This is a genomic window from Empedobacter sp. EJD.6dd (assembly GCF_057369435.1).
Genome location: NZ_CM170667.1, coordinates 2,025,370 through 2,047,727, shown reverse-complemented (window position 1 = coordinate 2,047,727; position 22,358 = coordinate 2,025,370). Strand labels below are relative to the sequence as shown.

The following is a 22,358-nucleotide window of genomic DNA, read 5'->3' as shown; positions in this document are numbered from 1 at the left end:
CGAGAAAAAAGTTACAAAGGGCGTACGGCGGATGCCTAGGCTTTGAGAGGCGATGAAGGACGTGATAAGCTGCGATAAGCTTCGGGGAGTGGCACATACACATTATATCCGAAGATTTCCGAATGGGACAACCCGGCATGTTGAAGACATGTCACTCTAATTTATTAGAGAGCGAACGTTGGGAACTGAAACATCTAAGTACCAATAGGAAAAGAAATCAATTGAGATTCCGTAAGTAGTGGCGAGCGAACGCGGATTAGCCCTAAAGACTTTATAAGGATAACAGAATAACCTGGAAAGGTTAACCGTAGAGGGTGATAGTCCCGTAGGTGAAATTTTTATCTAGTTGATAACGAGTAAGGCGGAACACGAGAAATTCTGTCCGAATATGGGAGGACCATCTTCCAAGGCTAAATACTCCTCAAAGACCGATAGTGAACTAGTACTGTGAAGGAAAGGTGAAAAGTATCTCGAATAGAGAGTTGAAATAGAACCTGAAACCGTACGCCTACAAGCGGTCGGAGCACGTAAGTGTGACGGCGTGCCTTTTGCATAATGAGCCTACGAGTTAATGTTGCTGGCAAGGTTAAGGACTTCAGGTCCGGAGCCGTAGCGAAAGCGAGTCTGAATAGGGCGCTTAAGTCAGTAGTATTAGACGCGAAACCTTGTGATCTACCCATGGGCAGGTTGAAGCTTTGGTAACACAAAGTGGAGGACCGAACCGGTTGACGTTGAAAAGTCTTCGGATGACCTGTGGGTAGGGGTGAAAGGCCAATCAAACTAGGAAATAGCTCGTACTCCCCGAAATGCATTTAGGTGCAGCGTTTAGTTAAGTATATTAGAGGTAGAGCTACTGATTGGATGCGGGGGCTTCACCGCCTACCAATTCCTGACAAACTCCGAATGCTAATATATGTTTCTAGGCAGTGAGGGCATGGGTGCTAAGGTCCATGTCCGAGAGGGAAAGAACCCAGACCATCAGCTAAGGTCCCCAAATATATGCTAAGTTGAGAAAACGCGGTTGGATTGCATTGACAGCTAGGATGTTAGCTTGGAAGCAGCTATTCATTTAACGAGTGCGTAACAGCTCACTAGTCGAGCGATCCGGCATGGATAATAATCGGGCATAAGCATATTACCGAAGCTATGGATTTGTACTTATGTACATCTGGTAGGGGAGCATTCTAACGGCGCAGAAGTCACCTGGTAATGGGTGGTGGAGCTTTTAGAAAAGAAAATGTAGGCATGAGTAACGATAAAATAAGTGAGAAACTTATTCGCCGTAAGACTAAGGTTTCCTCAGCTATGCTAATCAGCTGAGGGTTAGTCGGGACCTAACACGAACCCTTTGGGGGTAGTGGATGGCAAACGGGTTAATATTCCCGTACCTGCACTCAATAAAAGTGACGAATGATTGTAGGAGGTGCGTACTGACGGAATAGTACGTTGAACCTACGTAAAGTAGGGATAGTACACGAAGGTTTCGGCTGGAGTGATAATCCTCTGAACATTGTTCCAAGAAATAGCGAGATGTGCAGCCCGTACCGTAAACCGACACAGGTGGTCGAGGAGAGTATCCTAAGGCGCTCGAGCGATTCATGGTTAAGGAATTAGGCAAAATAGACCTGTAACTTCGGGAGAAAGGTCGCTGACAGCAATGTCAGCCTCAGTAAAAAGGCCCAGGCGACTGTTTATCAAAAACACAGGACTCTGCAAAATAGAAATATGACGTATAGGGTCTGACACCTGCCCGGTGCTGGAAGGTTAAGGAAGGAGCTTAGAGGTAACTCGAAGGTTTTGACTGAAGCCCCAGTAAACGGCGGCCGTAACTATAACGGTCCTAAGGTAGCGAAATTCCTTGTCGGGTAAGTTCCGACCTGCACGAATGGTGTAACGATCTGGGCACTGTCTCAACCATGATCTCGGTGAAATTGTAGTATCGGTGAAGATGCCGGTTAATCGCAACGGGACGAAAAGACCCTGTGAACCTTTACTATAGCTTTGTATTGACTTCGGGTAAATAATGTGTAGGATAGGTGGGAGACTATGAAGCAGTATCGCTAGGTATTGTGGAGTCATTGTTGAAATACCACCCTTTATTTACTTGGAGCCTAACTTCCATTTGGAAGGACAGTGCATGGTGGGTAGTTTGACTGGGGTGGTCGCCTCCAAAAGAGTAACGGAGGCTTTCAAAGGTACCCTCAGCACGCTTGGTAACCGTGCGTAGAGTGTAATGGCATAAGGGTGCTTGACTGTGAGACCTACAAGTCGATCAGGTGCGAAAGCAGGACATAGTGATCCGGTGGTTCCGTATGGAAGGGCCATCGCTCAAAGGATAAAAGGTACTCCGGGGATAACAGGCTAGTCTCCCCCAAGAGCTCACATCGACGGGGAGGTTCGGCACCTCGATGTCGGCTCGTCACATCCTGGGGCTGGAGAAGGTCCCAAGGGTTGGGCTGTTCGCCCATTAAAGTGGCACGCGAGCTGGGTTCAGAACGTCGTGAGACAGTTCGGTCTCTATCTGTTGTGATCGTTAGAAGTTTGAGCGGAGTTGACTCTAGTACGAGAGGACCGTGTTGAACAAACCTCTGGTGTATCAGTTGTGCCGCCAGGTGCACCGCTGAGTAGCTACGTTTGGAAGAGATAAGCACTGAAAGCATATAAGTGCGAAACTCGCCGCAAGATTAGACTTCTTTAAAGGGTCGTTGTAGACTACAACGTTGATAGGCTATAGATGTAAAGGCAGTGATGTCATAGTCGAGTAGTACTAATTACCCATAGACTTTTTCGAAAGTACGAATCAGAGATAGTTGGTAGCAATACCAATAAAAATTAAATTAAAGATTAAATACTAACAAATGATTTAATCGTCATAGAGAAGGTTAGTTAATCTTATTTGGATTAAAACATGTAATACCAAAGATTGTGTGAAGGCTTTACGCCTAAAGCTTTAAGCTTAATGCCTAGAGCTTCTGATAATGTCAACATATAATAGGAACTAATACCTATTTAAAAATATTAGGGTGACTATAGCTGCAGGGCTCACCTCTTCCCATTCCGAACAGAGAAGTTAAGCCTGCCTGCGCCGATGGTACTATTACTTACGGGAGAGTAGGTCGTCGCCAGTTTTTATTAAGATCCTCAAGATTTATTTCTTGAGGATTTTTTTGTGGTTATACGTCGCGCTTTAGGCTGAACGTTTTAAGCTTTACGCATCTCCAAACTATGTTTTATAAAACAAGAAGCTTGCTTTCATCCAACAAGAGGCTTCTAATTAGTCAACGAGAAGCTTCTTCTTGATAAAATGAAAGCTTCCTTTTTACAACTTACTCAGAACTTGAAAACACCCTTATGATAGTTTAACTTCTACTTCTATTCTGTAAGTCTTAAATCTTACGTCTTATAACTTATAACTTATAACTCAAAACTTAGAACTCAACCCGCGTTAGGGATAGTAGTGGAAATCCTTTTGTTTTTTGTACTTCGACAGGCTCAGCAACCCCAAAAAACAAAAGATTGGAACGGATAGCCCGACCGAGCTATATGTATGACCTTTTTATTATCGAAGGTTTATTAACGAGGGAACCCAATAAAAAAAAGCTCAACCAACGTCGAGCTTATATTTATCCAAAATAAAATGAATCTCGATCGTTTAAGAAGTTAAAATGCTGACGTGTTTTTTCTTGTATTTTTTTATCAATCTCGAATTGTAAAATTTCTGAATGATTGTTTATTCTTTCTAAATCTTGCCCTAATGTATCAAAGAGATAAGAATCACCCTGATAATCGAGATTATAGCCATCTACACCAATTCTATTCACTCCTGCTACAAAAGCCATATTTTCTATTGCACGTGCTTTTAACAAAGAGATCCAAGCTTCTCTACGAGCTTTTGGCCAACTGGCATTACAAAGTAATAAATCGTAAGGATTTTCTTCTGTATTGCGAATCCAAACAGGGAAACGTAAATCATAACAGACAATAGGTCGAATTTGCCATCCTTTATAATCTATTGTTACAATTTTATCACCCGCAGAATATACGCCAGCTTCTTTTCCGTAACTAAACAAATGTTTTTTATCGTAAATGTAAATAGAGCCACTAGGACAAACGAAATAAAAACGGTTGAAGTATTTATTATTTTCATGTGTAGAAATGCTTCCTGCAATTGCAGAATTCAATTCTTTGGCTTTGTGTTGCATCCATTCGAAGGTTTCTCCAAAAGGTTTTTGACCAATTTTTTCTACATTCATCGAAAAACCTGAAGCAAACATTTCGGGTAATAGAATAATATCTGTTTGATGATTGGCTAACAAGTTATCTAAATAAGTTTGATTTGCTTCAGCATCTTCCCAAATAACATCGTATTGAATCAACGATATTTTAAGTTTAGTTTGATTTTCCATTATTGATAAATTTTTGATCTAATTTAGGATTATTGAATGTATTAATGATGTAATAAGTAAAGATAAAAATAAAAAAACCAATCATTGATCCTCCTACAGTATCAATAGCAAAATGTCGGGATAGATATATTCTACTAATTGCGATACTTGGAAAATGTAGTGCAAAGAATAATTGTAGCCATCTGTTTTTTGCAAGTAAACATAACATCATTGATATAATTGCAGCAGTTAAAGAATGTCCAGAAGGAAAAGTAGATTCCATTTGTATGGCGTAATCTTTGACTAAAACGATATTAATTTTTTTCTGAGTGAAATAATATCCTGGACGTAATACTTGTTTGAAATATTCTAGTTTAAAAAATGTACTAATTCCAGTAGCAACTGCGCCTGAAATTAATAAATAATAAAATTCTCGTTTCGTATTTTTCCAAAATAAATAACCTAAGAGAAGAAAGAATAAATAATATGTTCCGAAATCGGTATAAAAAACAAAGAATTTATCAAAGTATTGATTACTATATTTATTGAAATGCAAATGTAATTCATCGCGACCAAAGTATTGTGTCATCGCAATTGCTGCAAAATTGTAAATAAAAAATACGACGAAAAATGGCCAAATTCTTAGGAATAAATCTTTTTGTTGATTCATTTAGCTTGGATTTTTAAATAATATTTGTGGATGAGATTCTTCGATAAACTCAGAATGACATACTTCAAATTTAGGCAAAAAAAAACTTGACTAAATAGCCAAGTTTTAAAACGTTTTAATATTGTTTAAAAAAAATTATTTTACTTTTTCTACGATTGCTTTGAAAGCTTCTGGATGATTCATCGCTAAATCCGCTAATACTTTACGGTTTAATTCGATTCCAGCTTTATGAGCAGCACCCATAAATTTAGAGTAAGATAATCCGTGTAATCTTGCTCCAGCGTTAATTCTTTGAATCCATAACGCACGGAAATTTCTTTTCTTTTGACGTCTATCACGGTAAGCGTAAACTAAACCTTTTTCTACTGCATTTTTAGCAACAGTCCAAACATTTTTTCTTCTTCCGAAATATCCTTTTGCAAGTTTTAAAACTCTTTTTCTTCTAGCTCTTGACGCAACTGCGTTTACTGATCTTGGCATAATTTTTAATTTTTTTGTAGTGGGCGAGATTACTCTACTTCAAAGCCCATCGACAGGGTTAATAATGAATTAATAAACCAAATAAGAACACGTTCTTATTTTAATCTTAATTGTTGTTTTACTGAATGAACATCAGCTTGATCAACTAAACCAGTTTGAGTTAAATTTCTCTTTTGTTTAGTCTCTTTTTTTGTTAGGATGTGGCTTTTAAAAGCGTGTTTTCTTTTAATTTTACCTGTTCCTGTTAATTTGAAACGTTTTTTCGCTCCAGATTTTGTTTTTAATTTTGGCATGATTACAAATATTTAAAATTAAAACGTTTTTTATTTTTTGTAAGAGAATGGAAACCTAATTATTTCTTAGGTCCCATCATCATAATCATTCTTTTACCTTCAAGTTTTGGCATTTGTTCTACTTTTCCAACATCTTCCAATTCTTGTGCTAAACGTAACAATAAAATTTCTCCTTGATCTTTAAAGATAATAGAACGTCCTTTAAAGAAAACGTATGCTTTCAATTTAGAACCTTCTTCTAGGAAAGATCTTGCGTGACGTCTTTTGAATTCGTAATCATGATCATCTGTTTGAGGACCGAAACGAATTTCTTTAACGACAACTTTTTGTTGTTTAGCTTTCAGCTCTTTTTCTTTCTTTTTTTGTTCGTATAAGAATTTTTTATACTCTACGACACGACAAACAGGTGGAATGGCTTTTTCACTGATCATTACCAAATCTAAACCTTGTTCTTCTGCAAGTTCTAAAGCTTTAGCTATTGGATATACACCAGGTTCTATGCCTTCTCCAACAACGCGTACTTCTTTCGCGTCAATCTTATCATTGATCTTGTGTTGATCTTCCTTAATTACTCTGGCTGGACCTCTGCCGCCTTTTCTTCTAATTGCGATAGTTATTCTGTTTTAAATTATTTTAATTTGATTTGTTCTTTCATGAAGTTGATAAACTCTTGAATATTCATCTCTCCTAAATCACCTTCACCGTGTCTTCTTACAGAAACTGTACCGTTTTCTGCTTCTTTTTCACCGATGACTAACATGAAAGGAATTTTGTTGATTTCGGCATCACGGATTTTTTTACCAGTTTTCTCATTTCTGCTGTCTATCAATCCGTTAATTTCCTCTTCAGCCAGCAAATTTAATACTTTTTCTCCATATTCCACATATTTTTCACTAATTGGTAAAATTGTGAATAAATCTGGTGTTAACCAAAGTGGTAAATTACCTGCTGTATTTTCTAACAAGATGGCAATGAAACGTTCCATAGAACCAAATGGTGCACGGTGAATCATTACTGGTCTGTGTTTTTCGTTGTCTGCTCCAGTGTAAGTTAAATCAAAACGCTCTGGTAAATTATAATCCACTTGGATTGTTCCTAATTGCCATTGACGTCCTAATGCATCTTTCACCATAAAGTCTAACTTAGGTCCGTAGAATGCAGCTTCGCCATATTCTACAACTGTTGGTAAGCCTTTTTCTTCTGCTGCTGTAATAATTGCTTGTTCAGCTTTTGCCCAGTTTTCGTCAGAACCAATGTATTTTTCTTTATTTTCTGGATCTCGTAATGAAACTTGTGCAGAATAATTATCGAACCCTAAATTTGTAAATACATATAATACTAAGTCAATTACTTTTTTGAATTCTTCTAATAATTGATCTGGTGTACAGAATAAGTGAGCATCATCTTGAGTAAAGCCACGTACACGAGTTAAACCGTGTAATTCTCCTGATTGTTCGTAGCGGTAAACTGTACCAAATTCAGCATAGCGTTTTGGTAAATCACGGTACGACCATTGAGATGTTTTATAAATTTCGCAGTGGTGAGGACAGTTCATTGGTTTTAACAAAAATTCTTCTCCTTCGTTTGGTGTTTTAATTGGTTGAAAACTATCTGCACCATATTTTGCATAGTGACCAGAAGTTACATACAATTCTTTTTGACCAATGTGAGGAGAGATTACCATTTCGTAACCCATTTTTTGTTGCTCTTTTAATAAGAAGTTTTCTAATTTTCTTCTCAAAGCAGCACCTTTTGGTAACCAAAGTGGTAAACCTGCACCAACTTTTTCAGAAAAAGCAAATAAACCTAATTCTTTACCTAATTTACGGTGATCACGTTTTTTAGCTTCTTCTAATAACTCAAGATACTCTGTTAAATCTTTTTGTTTTGGGAATGTAATACCATAAACACGAGTCAACATTTTGTTTTTCTCGTCTCCACGCCAATATGCTCCAGCAACATTTAAGATTTTTGCAGCTTTTACAATTCCAGTGTTTGGAATGTGTCCACCACGACATAAATCTGTAAAATTATCGTGTGTACAGAATGTAATATCTCCATCTTGTAGATTAGAGATTAATTCTGTTTTGTATTCGTTGTCTTTGTATGTCTCTAATGCATCAGCTTTTGAAACTGAATATAATTTGAATTCAGCTTTTTTCTTTGCATTGTCTAACATTGCCTTTTCTACTTTCGCAAAATCAGCTTCTGTAAATTTATCCACACCAAAATCAACATCGTAATAGAAACCTTTATCAATAGCAGGTCCGATAGTTAATTTGGCGTTCGGATAAAACTCAACAATAGCTTGCGCTAACAAGTGAGCAGATGAATGCCAAAAAGCTTTTTTACCCATTTCATCATTCCAGGTTAACAATTTGATCGTTGCATCTGTGGTGATTGGGGTTGTTGTTTCAACTTGTTTATCGTTTACTATAGCCGAAATTACATTACGTGCTAAACCTTCACTAATGCTAAGCGCTACATCCATAGGAGTTACGCCACTCTCATACTGTCTTACACTTCCGTCTGGAAGAGAAATGTTTATCATCTGTCTTTTAGAATTTGTAATAGAATGCAAAATTACGAATTTTCTGCAAGTTGACGAAATTTTTAAAGGGTTGATTTTGATTGATTATTGATTATTCAGAATATTTTAAATATTAACTTTATATAATACTGAAACAAGTTCGGAATGACTTAATTTTTTATTGAATTTTAATCATTAATAATAGAAAAAACATTTAATTCTGATCAGGATTTGAGTTTTGTAAAAAAATTATTTCTTTATAAATTTTAAAATTTCGTTCGATTCTTTTGTTTTAATATAATATATTCCAGTAGCTAATCCTTGACAATCAATTGTGATGCTCGATTGATTATTTAATTGTACAGATTGTACCAATTGTCCAACTGAATTATAAATGAAAAGCGTATTATTTTGAGAGTTTAATCTAGATTTATCAACACCAATAATAATTTTTTCATTCGTTATAGTAGATGATTGTAACCATATCAAAGGTTTTGTGTCTAATGATTTTGTACTTAAAGATTCATTAATTCTAAATTGTGCTACAACAGGTAAATGATCACTCATATTATACAAATTAGTTCGTAGAGTTTGAGAGTAAATACCAGTACAATTTGGGTCTTTAACGTCTTTATTTAAACAATCTACATTATTTCCATACGCTTTATAGCTTTCGTTTATATATGATAAGCGTGTACTATTTTTGAAATTCTCGCTCATCATAATAAAATCAAAGCGATCATCTAAACCACCACTTCCCCCTGCATTTGTACCACTCCCAAAACCTGAGTTTGAAACACGTGTACTTTGAGTATGTAAATAACTAAAAGCTGGATTGTCTTGCCAATTTCCTGACGCATTTAGTGGATCAATCATCAATATAGCATTTGCAGGATTTAGAATTTCTTGATAAGCAGGTTCCGATGAATTATAAAGATTAAAATCACCAGCAAAAAGCACATACGTATTAGGTTGTGTTAAATTTTTTAATGATTTTGTTACTTCTTGCACCATTTCTAATCGCATTTGACGATTTGCAGGTCCTGTACTTGATTTTAAATGTGCAACAAAAACTTCTAGACGAATTGGATCGTTTGAACTTATATTTAATTGAAAAGAATACTGATTGATATCGCGATAAACAGTTGGAATTTTTTTCTGTGTAATTAAGGTAAGTTTACGTGTGTTATAAAAAACCATTGTTTGTAAAGGATCATCTAAATTAGTTGTATCAGCTATAAAAAGAGCACGAGCAAATTTATCAGGTTGATTTTGTAACGAAGTATTTAGAATTAAATCTGCTCCTTGTTCAGTTACCAATTCACAAATCATAAATAAGTCAGGTTTGTAATCATCTAAAATATCTTTCAAGATCAATTGACGATTTTGAGGAAGAGAATTCGGAAATTTAAACACATTATAAAACATCGTATTTAATGTTTCTTGCGAAAAAATAGAAACCGAAAGGATTAAAAAAAGAAAGAGTAAATTTTTTTTCATATCAATTGATTATCGTTTAAAACTTGAACCTTTGTAATTTCTAATAACTTATTTTAGAAAGGATTAGGATGAGTTAAATATATTCAATATCAATGGAATAAAAAAATAAAGTATGGTGGGTTTTGAGGTAAATCAAATAAATTATTTACTTGTATGATTGTATAAAATAAATCCAGTTTCTTATGGAAACTGGATTTTGAAATATTTTAAGATCGTGCTCTTCTAAAATATAAAAATAAGGTAAGTAAACCAAAAACAATATTAGGTATCCACGAGGCTACAAATGGAGAAACAAATCCTTTTTCGGAAAACGTAGATGTTGTTTGCGAAAAGAAAATGTATACAAATGCTAATGAAATACCAACAGCCAAGTTAATTCCGATACCTCCACGACGTTTTTTTGATGAAAGCGATAACGCCAAAATTGTTAAAATAATAGTAGAAAAAGGACCACTTAAACGGTTATTTAATTCATTTTGATATGTGTTGACATTTGCAGAACCTTTTGCTTTTTGTTTCTGAATAAATTCGTTCAACTCAAAAGTATTCATAGTTTCTGCAACATATTCTTCAGGCAAAATTTCGTCTGGCGAAGCAGGTAATTTTACATTTGTATTGGGCTCGTACTTTAATTTTTCGGTTTGATCTTTATTCACTTCTCGAGTATAAACACTCATCAAAGCATACGTAGAATCTTTTTCGTTCCAATTAAAACTCGAAGCAATAACTTGTTTCTTCAATTCAGTTGAATCAAATTTTTGGTACATGAAAGAACTTCCTAATTTTTCTGTTCTGTCATAACTATCCACAAAAACATATTCGTTTGGAGAAATTTGCGAACCAATTCGTTGTCGCTTATAATACTCTTCCTTATCATTATTGCTTAATAAATGGGTATATTGATATTTATTTTTTTTGATATTTGCCCATGGTAAAACAATATTTCCTACCAATAAGGCTGATACTGCCAAAAATATGGCAACCCAAATATAAGGGAGTGTAAATCGATAAAAACTAATACCACCCGAAAGTACCCCTACAATTTCTGTTTGCATTGTTAATCGCGATGTAAAATATATCACGGTGATGAAAACAGCAATAGGTAAAAAGGTGTTAATAATCCAAATTGACCAATAAGGGTAAAATTGAGTCAAAGCCGAATAAGCAGTAGAACCACTATCGCTAATACGTCCCAATTTTTGACTAAGATCGACAATTACGGCGATAGTAGACAAAATCAAAACCATAAAGATAAAAGTTCCGATAAAGTTTCGGATGATGTATTTATCAATTATTTTCAAACTACAAACGTTGTTTTAATTGTGGAACAATTTGTTCTTTCCATTGTGCAAAATCTCCAGCTAAGATATGTTCTCTTGCAACTCTTACCAAATCTAAATAAAAAGCAAGATTATGTATAGATGCAATTTGTTTTCCTAAAGATTCTTGCGCATTAAATAAATGGCGGACATACGCTTTTGTATAATAACTATCCACATAGCTAGTTCCGCTTTCGTCTAATGGTTCATAACAATCTTTCCATTTTGCATTTTTCATGTTCATTACACCATTCCATGTAAATAACATTCCGTTACGTGCATTCCGTGTTGGCATTACACAATCAAACATATCAACTCCCAAAGCAATACATTCGATGATATTCCAAGGAGTACCAACTCCCATTAAATAACGAGGTTTATCTTGTGGAAGGATTTCTGTAACGATATCCGTCATTTCGTACATTACAGGTTCTGGTTCACCAACAGATAATCCACCAATCGCATTTCCTTCCGCACCAAAATCGGCAATGTATTTTGCTGATTCTTGACGTAAATCTTTGAAATCATTTCCTTGAACAATTGGGAAAAGCGTTTGTTTGTGATCGTAATATTCAGGATTATTGTTTAACCAAGTTCTACAACGCTCTAACCAACGATGTGTAACATGCATGGCACGTTTTGCATCGTGATATTTTGCTGGAATTCCTGTTAACTCATCAAAAGCCATAAAAATATCTGCTCCAATGTAACGTTGAATTTCCATTGATTTTTCTGGTGTAAACATGTGGTAAGAACCATCTATATGCGATTTAAAACGCACACCTTCTTCGGATTTCTTACGACTTGTCGCCAAAGAATATACCTGAAAACCTCCAGAATCTGTCAAAATAGGCTTTTGCCAATTCATGAATTTATGTAATCCACCCGCTTTGTGCAAAATATCTGTTCCTGGACGCAAATACAAATGATATGTATTTCCAAGAATGATTTGGGCTTTAATATCTTCTTCTAACTCACGTTGGTGAACAGATTTTACTGTACCAACTGTACCAACAGGCATAAAAATTGGTGTTTGAATTTTACCGTGATCGGTTTCTACAACACCAGCTCTTGCCTTTGAAAATTCGTCTTTTTTATCGATTGAAAATTTCATAGTGTGCAAAGATATTAATTGTTTAGCTTGTTGCGAGTTGGTTTCGAAAAAAATAACAAAAAAATAAGGATAAAGTTCACTTTACCCTTATTCTGAATTTTTATAGAATGATTATTTTGTAAAACGTAACGACATTTTGCGGTCTACAGCTCTTTCTTCATCAGAAGCTGTTTCAGCAACAGTAGCAAATTCTTCTCCGTAACCTTCAGCAGAAATAACTTGAGCTCCAACACCACGTTTAGCTAATTCAGCTTTTAAGAAATCAGCTCTTTTTTGAGAGATCTCTTTATTTTTCGCATCATCGCCAACTTTATCCGTGTATGCTCCTAGTTTAATCTTTGCAGTAGGATATTTTTTCAAAATTGCTGCAACATTATCTAATTGTACTTCAGAACCTGGCTCTAACTGATCTGTTTTACCAAAAACGAAATTTACATTATCAAAGTTGAACCATTTTTCTTTCAATTGATCTTCTGTCATTGTTGCAAAATCTGGTGCTTTGATAAATTTAATAATTTGATCCTCTAATCCATTTGCATAACCTTTTAACGCAACACCATCTAAATCGATTGAAGAAATTTCACGTGTTCCACTTAAAGAATCTCCGTTTAAAGAATCCACTACAACTTCAGTTTCTTCAGTTACAATTGTTTTTTCTTCTTTTCCTTTACAGTATTTTAACAAGAAGAATGCTGCTAGACCAAGAATGATTAATGGAATTAACCATTTCCAGAAACCACCCCCACTATTGTTGTTATTATTTTCATTGTACGAACTTACAGGTTCAACGTAAGGTTTTTCCTCTGGAGTAATTGCTTCTTTTACATCAGCATAAGTATTCGCCACTTTATCTTTTACAGTATCTACAGTTTCTGTAACGGTTTCAGAAATATTAGTTTTATCGGTAAAGAAAGATCCTAAACCTAATGCACCAAGTCCTAAACCTGCCGGAATTAATCCAGAAATTTTATCTTTAATTCCACCTAATTGTGAAAAGAAATCAGATTCTGTTACATTATTAAACTCAGCTTCTTTTCCGATTGAACCGAATGTTGTTAAAGCAGTTAAATCTAATAATTTTGAAGATGATGCAGTAGAAATACCTGCATATTCTGCAACTTTTGAAATAATTGGTTGTGTATTACTTCCTAAAACTGAAGAAATTATACTTGATAAAGCACTTGGATTTTCTTCTGTTGTTGTAATATTTGCTAATCCTCTAGAAGCTCCAAAAGATTTGATTGCGTGAAACAATCCAGTAGAAGAACTTCCTTTTTCTGATAAACTTCCTAATAAGATTGGAAGATAAGCACTAATCGCTTTTGAAATTCCCGAATCGCTTTCCCCTAATTCAGAAGAAGCTCTAGAGATCAAATCAGGGGTAATGTACCCTTTTACTAATTCAATAATGTTCATAGTTTTTTAATTTTTAATTATAGTCTTTGTTGTTGTAATTTGTTCTTAACGAATATTGTACCAATATTCTTAATTATTAAAAATAGTTAAAAAAAATGATAATTTTTCTATTTTTTTGAAAAGATGTTAGATTGGAATTAATTTTATCAATTGAATTACTTATAAAAAAGAAAAATTATGCAAGAGCAAGACAAAGTAGATAGTTTGCAGGACGTGATTGCAACACCATTTAAAGATGTAGAGTATATTACAAATTGGTTAATTACGAAAGGTTCGGAAGTTGGTTGGAGTTTAGTTTCTGCAATTTTAACATTGACAATTGGTTTGTGGTTAGCAGGTAAGCTAAAAAAGCTAATAGAAAAACGTATGATTGCACGAAATGTAGATCTATCTGTTCGTACATTTCTTATTCCTATCATCAATATTGTTTTAAAACTAATCGTGATTATGTTTGTTGTAGCTCGTTTGGGATTAAATACAACAGGATTGGTTGCAGCTTTGGGAGGAGCGAGTTTAGCAGTTGGGTTAGCTTTGCAAGGTTCTTTGTCAAATTTTGCAGCAGGAATATTAATCATTCTTTTCAAACCATTTAAAGTTGGAGATTATATTGTTTCGCAAGGAAATGAAGGAACTGTAGAGTCAATTAGTTTGTTGAATACAGTAATTGGAACTGCTAGAGGTCAAATTGTGACTTTACCAAATGCAAACTTATTTAACAATCCAATTACAAACTATTCTGTAAAAGAATATCGTCGATTAGACATTAATATCGGAATTTCTTACGACGATGATTTTGACAAAGCACGCCAAGTTTTGTTAGATGTTTTGGAAAAAAATGAATTGGTTGATGACACACAATCTAAAACAGTCGAAATTTTAGAATTTGCTGCAAGTAGTGTTAATTTAGCTGTTCGTTGTTATGTTAAAAATAGTGATTATTGGACAGCTTATTGGCAGTTATATAGAGCTGTGAAATATGCATTAGACGATAATAATATTTCGATGCCTTATCCACATACAGAGATGATTATCAAAAACGAAAATAATTCTCCAATTATTCCTTTTGATAATAAAGACTAATGAAATATTTTTTAATTATACTTTCAATTTTTTCTTCTGTGCATTTATTTGCGCAGAAAGAATTAATTGATCAACATCTCAATTCAGATTTCTATTCAACTCAATTTACTGGATTTTATTTGTATGATCCAATCACGAAAGAAGAGATGTATAATTACAATGGAAATAAATTTTTTATTCCTGCTTCTAATACTAAAATTTTTACGTTGTATACAGCAATGAAAATGCTGAGTGATTCTATTCCCGCTTTTAAATATCAACTTGTTGGAGATGAATTACACATCGAGGGAACAGGCGATCCTACTTTTTTGCATCCTAAATATAAAAATACACGAGCGTTAGATTTTTTGAAAAAAAATGGATCTAAAATAGTTTTTCATTGGAATAATTTTGATGAAGAATCTTTTTTACCAGGCTGGACTTGGGATGATTTTAGAAAAGATTATGCACCAGAAAGAAGTCAATTTCCGATTCATGAAAATTTAGTTTCGATTTCTAAAAATGGAAATTCAATCACAACTTTCCCAACCTATTTTGAGGAATTAACAGAAATTAGAGAAATGCCCGAGCCACGAAATTTTTACGATAATAAATTTTATATCAGTAATAAAAAACGATCAGAAAAAATTCCGTTTATTGTAAATGAAACTGTAATTGAGAAATCATTAGCTCAAATTTTAGGAAAACCAGTTGATATGATCAAAACACCGATGATTAAAGACGCGAAAGTTTTTTATAGTCAGAAATCAGATGATGTTTACCGTGAAATGATGGAGAATAGTGACAATTTTTTGGCAGAACATTTATTGATTTTAGCTTCGAGTACGTTACCAGGAAAATTGAGCGCTTCTGAAATTATTACCTTTTCGAAAAGATATTTGTTAAAGGATCTAAAGCAACAACCCGAATGGTTTGATGGTTCTGGTTTATCACGATATAATTTGTTTACGCCTCAAAGTTTTGTGCAAGTTTTAGAAAAAATGTACAATGAATTTCCAGAACAGCGTTTGTTTTCTATTTTTCCAGTAGGAGGAAAAACGGGCACTATAAAAAATAGATACAAAGATTCTGCTCAACCATATATTTATGCCAAAACAGGAACTTTAAATAACAATGTAACGTTGAGTGGATATTTGAAAACAAAATCAGGGAGAACGCTTATTTTTAGCCTGATGAATAATAATTCGATTAAAGATTTATCGTGGATTCGAAACGAAAACGAGAAGCTTTTACGAATTGTAAGGGATAATTATTAGAAATAATTTTAAATAAAAAAAAGCCTTCCCTATTGGAAGGCTTTTGCTTTATTAGAATGACATCTTTACAATGTCGTTATTTCCTGTTAATACTTTTGTGTCTTTTTTGTTTTTGACATCAAAAGTGACAATGTTTTGTTGATCATTAAAAATATCTGTTAACAAAGCAACTCGCAGTTCTATTGAGCTGATATCAGAAATTTTATCAAACTTAAAGAATACTCGTGTCGATTTATCATTTACCTGATAACCATAGTATGAAGTTCCTAACGCTTTACCATTTACTTTTACATCAACTTTACTATTAACATAAGCTTTTAACTTGTTTTCAAAGTTAGATTTGTTCGAAACGTCTGCGCCAACAGCTTTTTCTAATTGGTTAGTAAACGTACGAGCTGTGATGTTTAAAGTCCCAGTTTCTTGTTCGTAATCAACTTTAATATTTGCTGTATGGAAATCTTGTGCGTTAAGGTTAAAAGTTACCAAAACCAAAAGCAAAGAGAATAGATATTTTATATATTTCATTTTATTTCTTAGTTTGTACTAATCTATTTCAAATCGAATGCCAAAGATTCTTAAAATAAGAAAAGAAAAATTTGTCTACTTAATGTATAACGAAATTAAAATAAAAAAATTATTAATTACTTAAAAATATAAAAAGAGTACCAATTACTTAATACTCTTTTTATGAATTTATTCTATTTTTTTAAGCTAACCAAACATGGTAAGGAATTCTACTTAAAATACAAACTAATCCAATAATTGCAAAAACAGCAACGCTCATAGGTACAGTTGTAGATCGTTTTAATTTTGCATTTGCAATCGTCATAAATACAACTCCAGCAATCATCATCATTGGATGCTCAACGAAAGTTAATCTTAATGCCGAATCTTTCATTATTCCTGATGGCTCTAATGCAGAAAACATCATAATGTAATATACTAAACCAAGTAACAATTGTACATGAAAAGTAATGGTTGTGAATAACCCTATTTTCTTAATTGTAGCGTTTGTGTCTTTTTTCGAAATCGCATAAATTAAAGTTGAAATCACAAAGATAACGCCCATCAAAATCACAAGATAAGCCCAGCCACTATGAAATTGTTTGATAAAATCCATTTTTCTAATTTTAGTTTTTCATTACAAAAATAACAAACCTTTTTACATAAATACTATTTGCTGATATTTATGTGTTTTCAGAACAGTTTTTTAGATTAATCAAAATCTCGTAATTTCGCGCAAAATATATCCGAAATGGGAAAAGATAAAATCAGAAGATTTAACGAAAATAAAACTTTCCAGAATGTTGTTCAACCAACAAGAGAAGAAGCGATAAACAACTTCGCGTTAAAAGGAAATTGGAACAAAGAATTTTTCAAAAACGATAATCCAATTGTGTTAGAATTAGGATGCGGTAAAGGAGAATATACAGTTGCAATGGCGCGTCGTGATAAAGATCGTAATTTTATCGGAGTAGATATTAAAGGATCAAGATTTTGGCGTGGAGCGAAGACATGTTTAGATGAAGATATCGAAAATGCAGGATTTCTTAGAACACAAATCGAAATTATTGACCATCTTTTTGCTGAAAATGAAGTAAGCGAAATTTGGATTACTTTCCCAGATCCACAAATAAAATACAGAAGAACAAAACATCGTTTAACAGATCCTGAGTTTTTGAGACGTTACAATAAAATCTTAAAACCAGAAGGAACAGTAAACTTGAAAACTGATTCTGAATTTTTACATGGATATACGCATGGTGTAATTCATATCGAAGGGCATGAAGTTATTCGATCTACTCACGATGTTTATCATCCAGATCATTCGGATATTCCTGCAATTGTAACAGAGGTACAAACGTATTACGAATCAAAATTTTTGGAAGAAGGTAAAAAGATTACCTATATAAAATTCAAATTAAAATATTAATCAGAAATCCATCGAAAGATGGATTTTTTGTTTTAGATAAATACGATAAATCATTATTAATCATATATTTGTTTTACACTAATATGATTTTATGAAGAATAAATTTTTATTCCTTGCATCTTTTTTGTTCAACAGTATTTTTTCTTTTGCGCAAACCAATCAAGATTTCATTTATGCGACAATGGAAACAGAACATGCTTTGTTTTTACAAAAGAAGCAACCAGATTCAATTAAAATTATTTCCTCGAAAGATAATTTATCAGCGATTTATTTTCATCCTCATGTAGCAGAACACTTGCATGGGAAATTTGCGCATGGGCATGGATATGTTTTTCAAAATTCAAAGGAACAAGCTATTCAAGCACTTCAACAAAACGTTTTACAAAAAATAGCTCCTTATAATTATACCATAACAGAGCAAAATTTTATTACAAAAGCATTAGATGATGTTGATGTAAAAGAAATCGAGAAAACAATTCTGATGTTAGAAGGTTTCAAAACACGTTATCATACAAGACAAGAAGCAAATGATGCTATTTTGAAAATAAAAGAAGTTTGGGAAAAAATGATTGCTGATGCTAAGAGAACCGATGTAGTGGTGAAAGTTGTAGATCATGTCAATACACCAATGAAATCTTTGATTTTGACTTTTACAGGATCAGGAAATAAAGACGAATTTGTTATAATTGGTGGACATGCAGACTCTACAATAGGATGGAGCGGAGATCAGTCTTTTGCTCCTGGAGCAGATGATAATGCATCTGGAATTGCTACCATTACAGAAGTTTTACGAGTTTTGCTAAAAAACAACTTCAAGCCGCAAAGAACTACTGAAATTATGGCGTATGCAGCAGAAGAAATAGGTTTGGTTGGATCGAAAGAAATTGCAAAAAAATATGCAACAGACAAAAAAAATGTGATTGGTTATGTGCAGTTTGATATGACTAATTATAAAGGTTCTGCAAAAGATATTATTTTGATGACAGATAATTATTGTGATACAAATCTTAACTCTTTTTTGATGCAATTGATGGATGAATATAACAAAACTGGTTTGCATCAATTTACATATGATACATCAAAATGTGGTTATGGATGTTCTGATCACTTTAGTTGGTACGAAAATGGTTTTGCAGCAACTTTACCTTTTGAAGCTAAAATGGGAGAAGATAATCCTTACATACATTCTGTAAACGATACCTATGCATCAATGGGAAATACATCTACACATGCTGCAAAATTCACGAAATTAGGAATTGAATATGTAGTTGAAGCTGCTAAAACTGCAATTTTAGGAACAAATGATCTTGATAAAAATTCGTCTAAAGTTTACGTCTCAAACAAAACATTAAATTATCAAGTAAATTTTAAATCAGCAATTTCGATAAAAATTATAGATGCTACCGGACGAACTATTAAAATGTTTAATTCTGATCACTCAAACGGAAGTATAAATTTGTCTAATTTATCAACTGGTTTTTATATAGCTACAATTAACGATAACAAAGGAAATTCTATTTCGCATAAATTTGTCTTGAAGTAAAACTCAAACGAAATAAAAAATATAAAGCAAGCTAAATTAAGCTTGCTTTCTATTTTTGAAATTTATTTAAATTTTAGTCATTCAAACTTTGTAAATAAGAAACCCAACCTAATGTTTGATATTCTTTAGCAGCAGTTTTTACATCAGCAGCTTTGTAAATTCCACGACCAACAATCATAAAATCGGTATGGTAATTTTTGAAAACCAATTCTGGTGTATTGTATTGTTGTCCTTTGCTATCTCCAGTCGAAGAAATATTAACTCCAGGTGTAAACAATAACAAATTGTCTGGAATTTGACGTTGAGCAACAGCCCCTAAAACATTGCCAGATTCTTCCGAAACATTAATTGCCTTTGTAAAGTAATAATCGTCTGTCAATGTTCCTTTCGAAGACATTTCTACAATTGTGATTACGCCTGTATTTTCGAAAACTTTTAATGATTCTAAACCTCCAATTGGGTGAACAGTTACTAAATCTGCCCAATCAGAAATTTTATAAATAGATTTCTTGAATTGTAATTCTTGCGTATTTCCGATATCTCCAAATTTACGGTCTTCGAATAATAAGAATTCTTTTTCACGCGCGATTTTTTTCAACTCAACAATTAAATTGTCCGAAAAATCTTGAATAATATCTGAATGTAATTTTAAAGCAACAACATGATCACCAACTTTTCTTGCGAAATCAATTATTTCTTCAGAAGTAATCAAATCAGCAGAAGCAATCAAGTTTGATTGTTTTTTAAGTGCTAATTCAACTAAACGTTTTCCAACAGGATGAACAATTTTTTTGTTCTCCAATGCAATACGTTGTTTTGCTGGAGCAGCTTCTGGAGGTAAAGCTAAAAAGTCTTTGATTTTTTTCGCTTCATCATCACTCAAACGGTGATATTTATGTAAAATATCGATTACTTCGTGAATTGTAAATAACGTTTTCACGTTGTACCCTTGTTCTTTTAATTTATCTGAACCACCTTGTGCACGATCTAAAACAACAACCAAATCTTTTACACGTAAACCTTCGCGTTCAACTTGATCAATTGTTTCTAATAAAGATTGTCCAGATGTAATCACATCTTCTACCAAAAGACAAGATTGTCCTTCTGCAAAAACACCTTCAACCATTCTTTTAGTACCATATCCTTTGTTTTCTTTACGTTTGATAATTAAAGGAATATTCGATGTTAAACTCATTGTAGTCGCCATTGGCAAAGCTGCGTAAGGCACACCACAAATCAAGTCATATTCTACATCTTCTACTAAATCTAATAAATTGTTTGCTAAAGTTTTTAGTAATTGTGGACTAGAAGCCAAAGGTCTTAAATCGACATAAAAAGGAGATTCTATACCACTTTTTAAAGTAAAATTTCCAAATTTTATAATTCCCAGCTCGTAAGCTTTCAATAAAAAATCTTCTCTTGGTTGCATTTGCGTAATGTTTGAGCAAAGTTAATAGGTTTTTGAGTGATTTATGGCATTTTAAGAGAAATTAATTTTTATATGTATAAAAATTGAATATTTATACTGATTTGATTTATAATTTGTTCTAAAAGTGAAATATTATAAATTTATTAACCTGTCATTTTATTTTTAAATTCAATAGTCAGATATTTTTTAAAATCTTTTTTCATGGTTTCTTCTAATCAATTTGGAGCCGTTTTACATACAAACTTCATAAAATAACTTTACTTTTGAATTCTATACAAAACACAAATGAAAAAATATATAGTAGCCAGCTTAGCTTTTTTAGGTGCGTTGGTGTCGGCGCAAGAAACGCCTTTTAAGTTTACAGAATTAGTAAACAACACAGCACTTCCAATTATTTCGCAAGGAAAAACAGGAACATGTTGGTCGTTTTCTACAACATCTTTCTTAGAATCGGAAGTAAAGCGTTTAACAGGAAAAGATGTAGATTTATCAGAAATGTACAATGTGCGTTATACTTACCCTGTAAAGGCTTACAATTATGTATATCGTCAAGGAAAAGCGCAATTTAGTCAAGGAGGTTTGTCGCACGATGTGTTTAATTCTGTTCGAAGAAATGGATTAGTTCCAAACGAGGTTTATACAGGTTTTACAGCAGGAACTGATACAAAACATAATCACGAATTGTTGGTAAAAGAATTGAAGACTAATTTAGATTCGATCATTAAAAATTCAAAACAATATTTGACAAAAGATTGGAAAGCTAAGTTTGATCAACAGTTGAATAATAAATTAGGTGTTCCTCCAACAAAATTTAAATTCGAAGGAAAAGAATATACGCCACAAGAATTTGCAAAGTTCCTGAAAATTAATCCAGATGATTATGTAACGTTAACATCTTTTCAACAAGCGCCCTATTATTCGCAGTTTATTTTACATGTGCCAGATAATTTTTCAAATGGTTCATACTATAATTTACCTTTAGACGAATACATGAAAGTATTGGACGAAGCGTTATACAAAGGATATACAGCAGCTTTTGATACAGATGTTTCAGAAAAAACATTTTCTAAGAAATATGGAATGGCAATTTGGCCTTCAGAAGGTTTAGAATCTGATTATTTTGTTCAAATTTTACCAGAAAAATGGGTTTCAGCTGATGAACGTCAAGCTGGCTTTGAAGATTATTCGACAGAAGATGATCATTTAATGCATATAACAGGAATTTTAAAAGATCAATTGGGAAATCAATATTATGATGTAAAAAATTCTTGGGGAACAGAAGATTTAGGAAATAATGGACATATTTACATGTCGAAACCATTTTTTAGAATGAAATCAATTGCTTTTACAGTGCACAAAGATGCTTTGTCAAAAGAAGTAAAAAAGCAATTAGGTATAAAATAAAAAATC

The 22,358-nt window shown here is 33.2% G+C and carries 18 protein-coding genes and 2 rRNA genes; 7 read left to right on the top strand and 13 right to left on the bottom strand.

The window, feature by feature from the left end; genetic code table 11:
• The first annotated feature begins 4 nt into the window (after positions 1 to 4).
• Positions 5 to 2,791: ribosomal RNA gene (locus AC2I98_RS09730) — 23S ribosomal RNA — on the top strand.
• A gap of 228 nt (positions 2,792 to 3,019) precedes the next feature.
• Positions 3,020 to 3,128, top strand: a 5S ribosomal RNA gene (gene rrf, locus AC2I98_RS09725).
• Between the two features lie 495 nt (positions 3,129 to 3,623).
• Here rrf and AC2I98_RS09720 read toward each other — a convergent pair.
• The 10 genes from AC2I98_RS09720 to AC2I98_RS09675 form a co-directional block, all read right to left on the bottom strand.
• On the bottom strand, positions 3,624 to 4,406 hold the full coding sequence (locus AC2I98_RS09720; protein ID WP_486411500.1) for a nitrilase-related carbon-nitrogen hydrolase: 783 nt from the start codon (positions 4,404 to 4,406) through the stop codon (positions 3,624 to 3,626).
• Complete coding sequence (locus AC2I98_RS09715) at positions 4,390 to 5,055, bottom strand: phosphatase PAP2 family protein (RefSeq protein WP_486411499.1); 666 nt, start codon at positions 5,053 to 5,055, stop codon at positions 4,390 to 4,392. Before AC2I98_RS09715 ends, AC2I98_RS09720 begins: the two co-directional genes overlap by 17 nt.
• 135 nt (positions 5,056 to 5,190) lie before the next feature.
• Positions 5,191 to 5,535 (bottom strand): 50S ribosomal protein L20, encoded by a 345-nt coding sequence (gene rplT / locus AC2I98_RS09710; RefSeq protein ID WP_486411498.1) that lies wholly within the window; start codon positions 5,533 to 5,535, stop codon positions 5,191 to 5,193.
• A gap of 95 nt (positions 5,536 to 5,630) precedes the next feature.
• Positions 5,631 to 5,828 (bottom strand): 50S ribosomal protein L35, encoded by a 198-nt coding sequence (rpmI, locus tag AC2I98_RS09705; protein WP_038337133.1) that lies wholly within the window; start codon positions 5,826 to 5,828, stop codon positions 5,631 to 5,633.
• Between the two features lie 59 nt (positions 5,829 to 5,887).
• Entirely contained in the window at positions 5,888 to 6,397 is a 510-nt protein-coding gene (gene infC / locus AC2I98_RS09700; RefSeq protein ID WP_236688239.1) for a translation initiation factor IF-3, read from the bottom strand.
• Between the two features lie 59 nt (positions 6,398 to 6,456).
• Positions 6,457 to 8,379 carry a threonine--tRNA ligase gene (gene thrS / locus AC2I98_RS09695; RefSeq protein ID WP_486411497.1) on the bottom strand — a complete coding sequence of 641 codons (1,923 nt, stop codon included), beginning with the start codon at positions 8,377 to 8,379 and terminating at the stop codon, positions 6,457 to 6,459.
• A 228-nt stretch (positions 8,380 to 8,607) separates the two neighbouring features.
• The gene (locus AC2I98_RS09690; RefSeq protein WP_486411496.1) at positions 8,608 to 9,858 is read right to left on the bottom strand and encodes a T9SS type A sorting domain-containing protein; all 1,251 of its coding nucleotides are present in this window, start codon (positions 9,856 to 9,858) and stop codon (positions 8,608 to 8,610) included.
• 206 nt (positions 9,859 to 10,064) lie between these two features.
• Positions 10,065 to 11,159, bottom strand: a complete 1,095-nt coding sequence (locus AC2I98_RS09685; RefSeq protein ID WP_486411495.1) for an LptF/LptG family permease — start codon at positions 11,157 to 11,159, stop codon at positions 10,065 to 10,067.
• 1 nt (position 11,160) lies between these two features.
• The gene (tgt, locus tag AC2I98_RS09680; RefSeq protein WP_486411494.1) at positions 11,161 to 12,291 is read right to left on the bottom strand and encodes a tRNA guanosine(34) transglycosylase Tgt; all 1,131 of its coding nucleotides are present in this window, start codon (positions 12,289 to 12,291) and stop codon (positions 11,161 to 11,163) included.
• 111 nt (positions 12,292 to 12,402) lie between these two features.
• Positions 12,403 to 13,707 (bottom strand): DUF937 domain-containing protein, encoded by a 1,305-nt coding sequence (locus tag AC2I98_RS09675; RefSeq protein ID WP_486411493.1) that lies wholly within the window; start codon positions 13,705 to 13,707, stop codon positions 12,403 to 12,405.
• Positions 13,708 to 13,884: 177 nt separating this feature from the next.
• Here AC2I98_RS09675 and AC2I98_RS09670 point away from each other — a divergent pair, with 177 nt between their 5' ends.
• Together AC2I98_RS09670 and AC2I98_RS09665 are read left to right on the top strand one after the other, a co-directional pair.
• A complete protein-coding gene (locus AC2I98_RS09670; RefSeq protein ID WP_486411492.1) occupies positions 13,885 to 14,787 on the top strand; it encodes a mechanosensitive ion channel family protein in 903 nt (300 codons plus the stop codon).
• On the top strand, positions 14,787 to 16,043 hold the full coding sequence (locus AC2I98_RS09665) for a D-alanyl-D-alanine carboxypeptidase/D-alanyl-D-alanine-endopeptidase (RefSeq protein ID WP_486411491.1): 1,257 nt from the start codon (positions 14,787 to 14,789) through the stop codon (positions 16,041 to 16,043). Before AC2I98_RS09670 ends, AC2I98_RS09665 begins: the two co-directional genes overlap by 1 nt.
• Before the next feature lie 51 nt (positions 16,044 to 16,094).
• Here the strand turns inward: AC2I98_RS09665 and AC2I98_RS09660 are convergent, their stop codons facing one another.
• Both AC2I98_RS09660 and AC2I98_RS09655 read right to left on the bottom strand, forming a co-directional pair.
• Positions 16,095 to 16,568 (bottom strand): DUF6702 family protein, encoded by a 474-nt coding sequence (locus AC2I98_RS09660; protein WP_486411490.1) that lies wholly within the window; start codon positions 16,566 to 16,568, stop codon positions 16,095 to 16,097.
• A gap of 181 nt (positions 16,569 to 16,749) precedes the next feature.
• The gene (locus tag AC2I98_RS09655) at positions 16,750 to 17,163 is read right to left on the bottom strand and encodes a hypothetical protein (RefSeq protein WP_486411489.1); all 414 of its coding nucleotides are present in this window, start codon (positions 17,161 to 17,163) and stop codon (positions 16,750 to 16,752) included.
• Between the two features lie 135 nt (positions 17,164 to 17,298).
• Here AC2I98_RS09655 and trmB point away from each other — a divergent pair, with 135 nt between their 5' ends.
• Both trmB and AC2I98_RS09645 read left to right on the top strand, forming a co-directional pair.
• Positions 17,299 to 17,976 (top strand): tRNA (guanosine(46)-N7)-methyltransferase TrmB, encoded by a 678-nt coding sequence (gene trmB, locus AC2I98_RS09650; protein ID WP_486411488.1) that lies wholly within the window; start codon positions 17,299 to 17,301, stop codon positions 17,974 to 17,976.
• 91 nt (positions 17,977 to 18,067) lie between these two features.
• Positions 18,068 to 19,519 (top strand): M20/M25/M40 family metallo-hydrolase, encoded by a 1,452-nt coding sequence (locus AC2I98_RS09645; RefSeq protein ID WP_486411487.1) that lies wholly within the window; start codon positions 18,068 to 18,070, stop codon positions 19,517 to 19,519.
• A gap of 73 nt (positions 19,520 to 19,592) precedes the next feature.
• Here the strand turns inward: AC2I98_RS09645 and AC2I98_RS09640 are convergent, their stop codons facing one another.
• Positions 19,593 to 20,948 carry an orotate phosphoribosyltransferase gene (locus AC2I98_RS09640; protein ID WP_486411486.1) on the bottom strand — a complete coding sequence of 452 codons (1,356 nt, stop codon included), beginning with the start codon at positions 20,946 to 20,948 and terminating at the stop codon, positions 19,593 to 19,595.
• 285 nt (positions 20,949 to 21,233) lie between these two features.
• On the opposite strand from AC2I98_RS09640, the gene AC2I98_RS09635 reads away from it, so the two are divergent.
• Entirely contained in the window at positions 21,234 to 22,352 is a 1,119-nt protein-coding gene (locus AC2I98_RS09635) for a C1 family peptidase (RefSeq protein WP_486411485.1), read from the top strand.
• Positions 22,353 to 22,358: the final 6 nt, after the last annotated feature.

Coding starts and splice junctions, on each gene's coding strand:
- AC2I98_RS09645 (WP_486411487.1), top strand. CDS start 18,068: ATGAAGAATAAATTTTTATTCCTTGCATCTTTTTTGTTCAACAGTATT.
- AC2I98_RS09655 (WP_486411489.1), bottom strand. CDS start 17,163: ATGGATTTTATCAAACAATTTCATAGTGGCTGGGCTTATCTTGTGATT.
- thrS (WP_486411497.1), bottom strand. CDS start 8,379: ATGATAAACATTTCTCTTCCAGACGGAAGTGTAAGACAGTATGAGAGT.
- rplT (WP_486411498.1), bottom strand. CDS start 5,535: ATGCCAAGATCAGTAAACGCAGTTGCGTCAAGAGCTAGAAGAAAAAGA.
- AC2I98_RS09675 (WP_486411493.1), bottom strand. CDS start 13,707: ATGAACATTATTGAATTAGTAAAAGGGTACATTACCCCTGATTTGATC.
- trmB (WP_486411488.1), top strand. CDS start 17,299: ATGGGAAAAGATAAAATCAGAAGATTTAACGAAAATAAAACTTTCCAG.
- AC2I98_RS09670 (WP_486411492.1), top strand. CDS start 13,885: ATGCAAGAGCAAGACAAAGTAGATAGTTTGCAGGACGTGATTGCAACA.
- AC2I98_RS09715 (WP_486411499.1), bottom strand. CDS start 5,055: ATGAATCAACAAAAAGATTTATTCCTAAGAATTTGGCCATTTTTCGTC.
- AC2I98_RS09720 (WP_486411500.1), bottom strand. CDS start 4,406: ATGGAAAATCAAACTAAACTTAAAATATCGTTGATTCAATACGATGTT.
- AC2I98_RS09640 (WP_486411486.1), bottom strand. CDS start 20,948: ATGCAACCAAGAGAAGATTTTTTATTGAAAGCTTACGAGCTGGGAATT.
- AC2I98_RS09665 (WP_486411491.1), top strand. CDS start 14,787: ATGAAATATTTTTTAATTATACTTTCAATTTTTTCTTCTGTGCATTTA.
- AC2I98_RS09635 (WP_486411485.1), top strand. CDS start 21,234: ATGAAAAAATATATAGTAGCCAGCTTAGCTTTTTTAGGTGCGTTGGTG.
- rpmI (WP_038337133.1), bottom strand. CDS start 5,828: ATGCCAAAATTAAAAACAAAATCTGGAGCGAAAAAACGTTTCAAATTA.
- AC2I98_RS09690 (WP_486411496.1), bottom strand. CDS start 9,858: ATGAAAAAAAATTTACTCTTTCTTTTTTTAATCCTTTCGGTTTCTATT.
- tgt (WP_486411494.1), bottom strand. CDS start 12,291: ATGAAATTTTCAATCGATAAAAAAGACGAATTTTCAAAGGCAAGAGCT.
- AC2I98_RS09660 (WP_486411490.1), bottom strand. CDS start 16,568: ATGAAATATATAAAATATCTATTCTCTTTGCTTTTGGTTTTGGTAACT.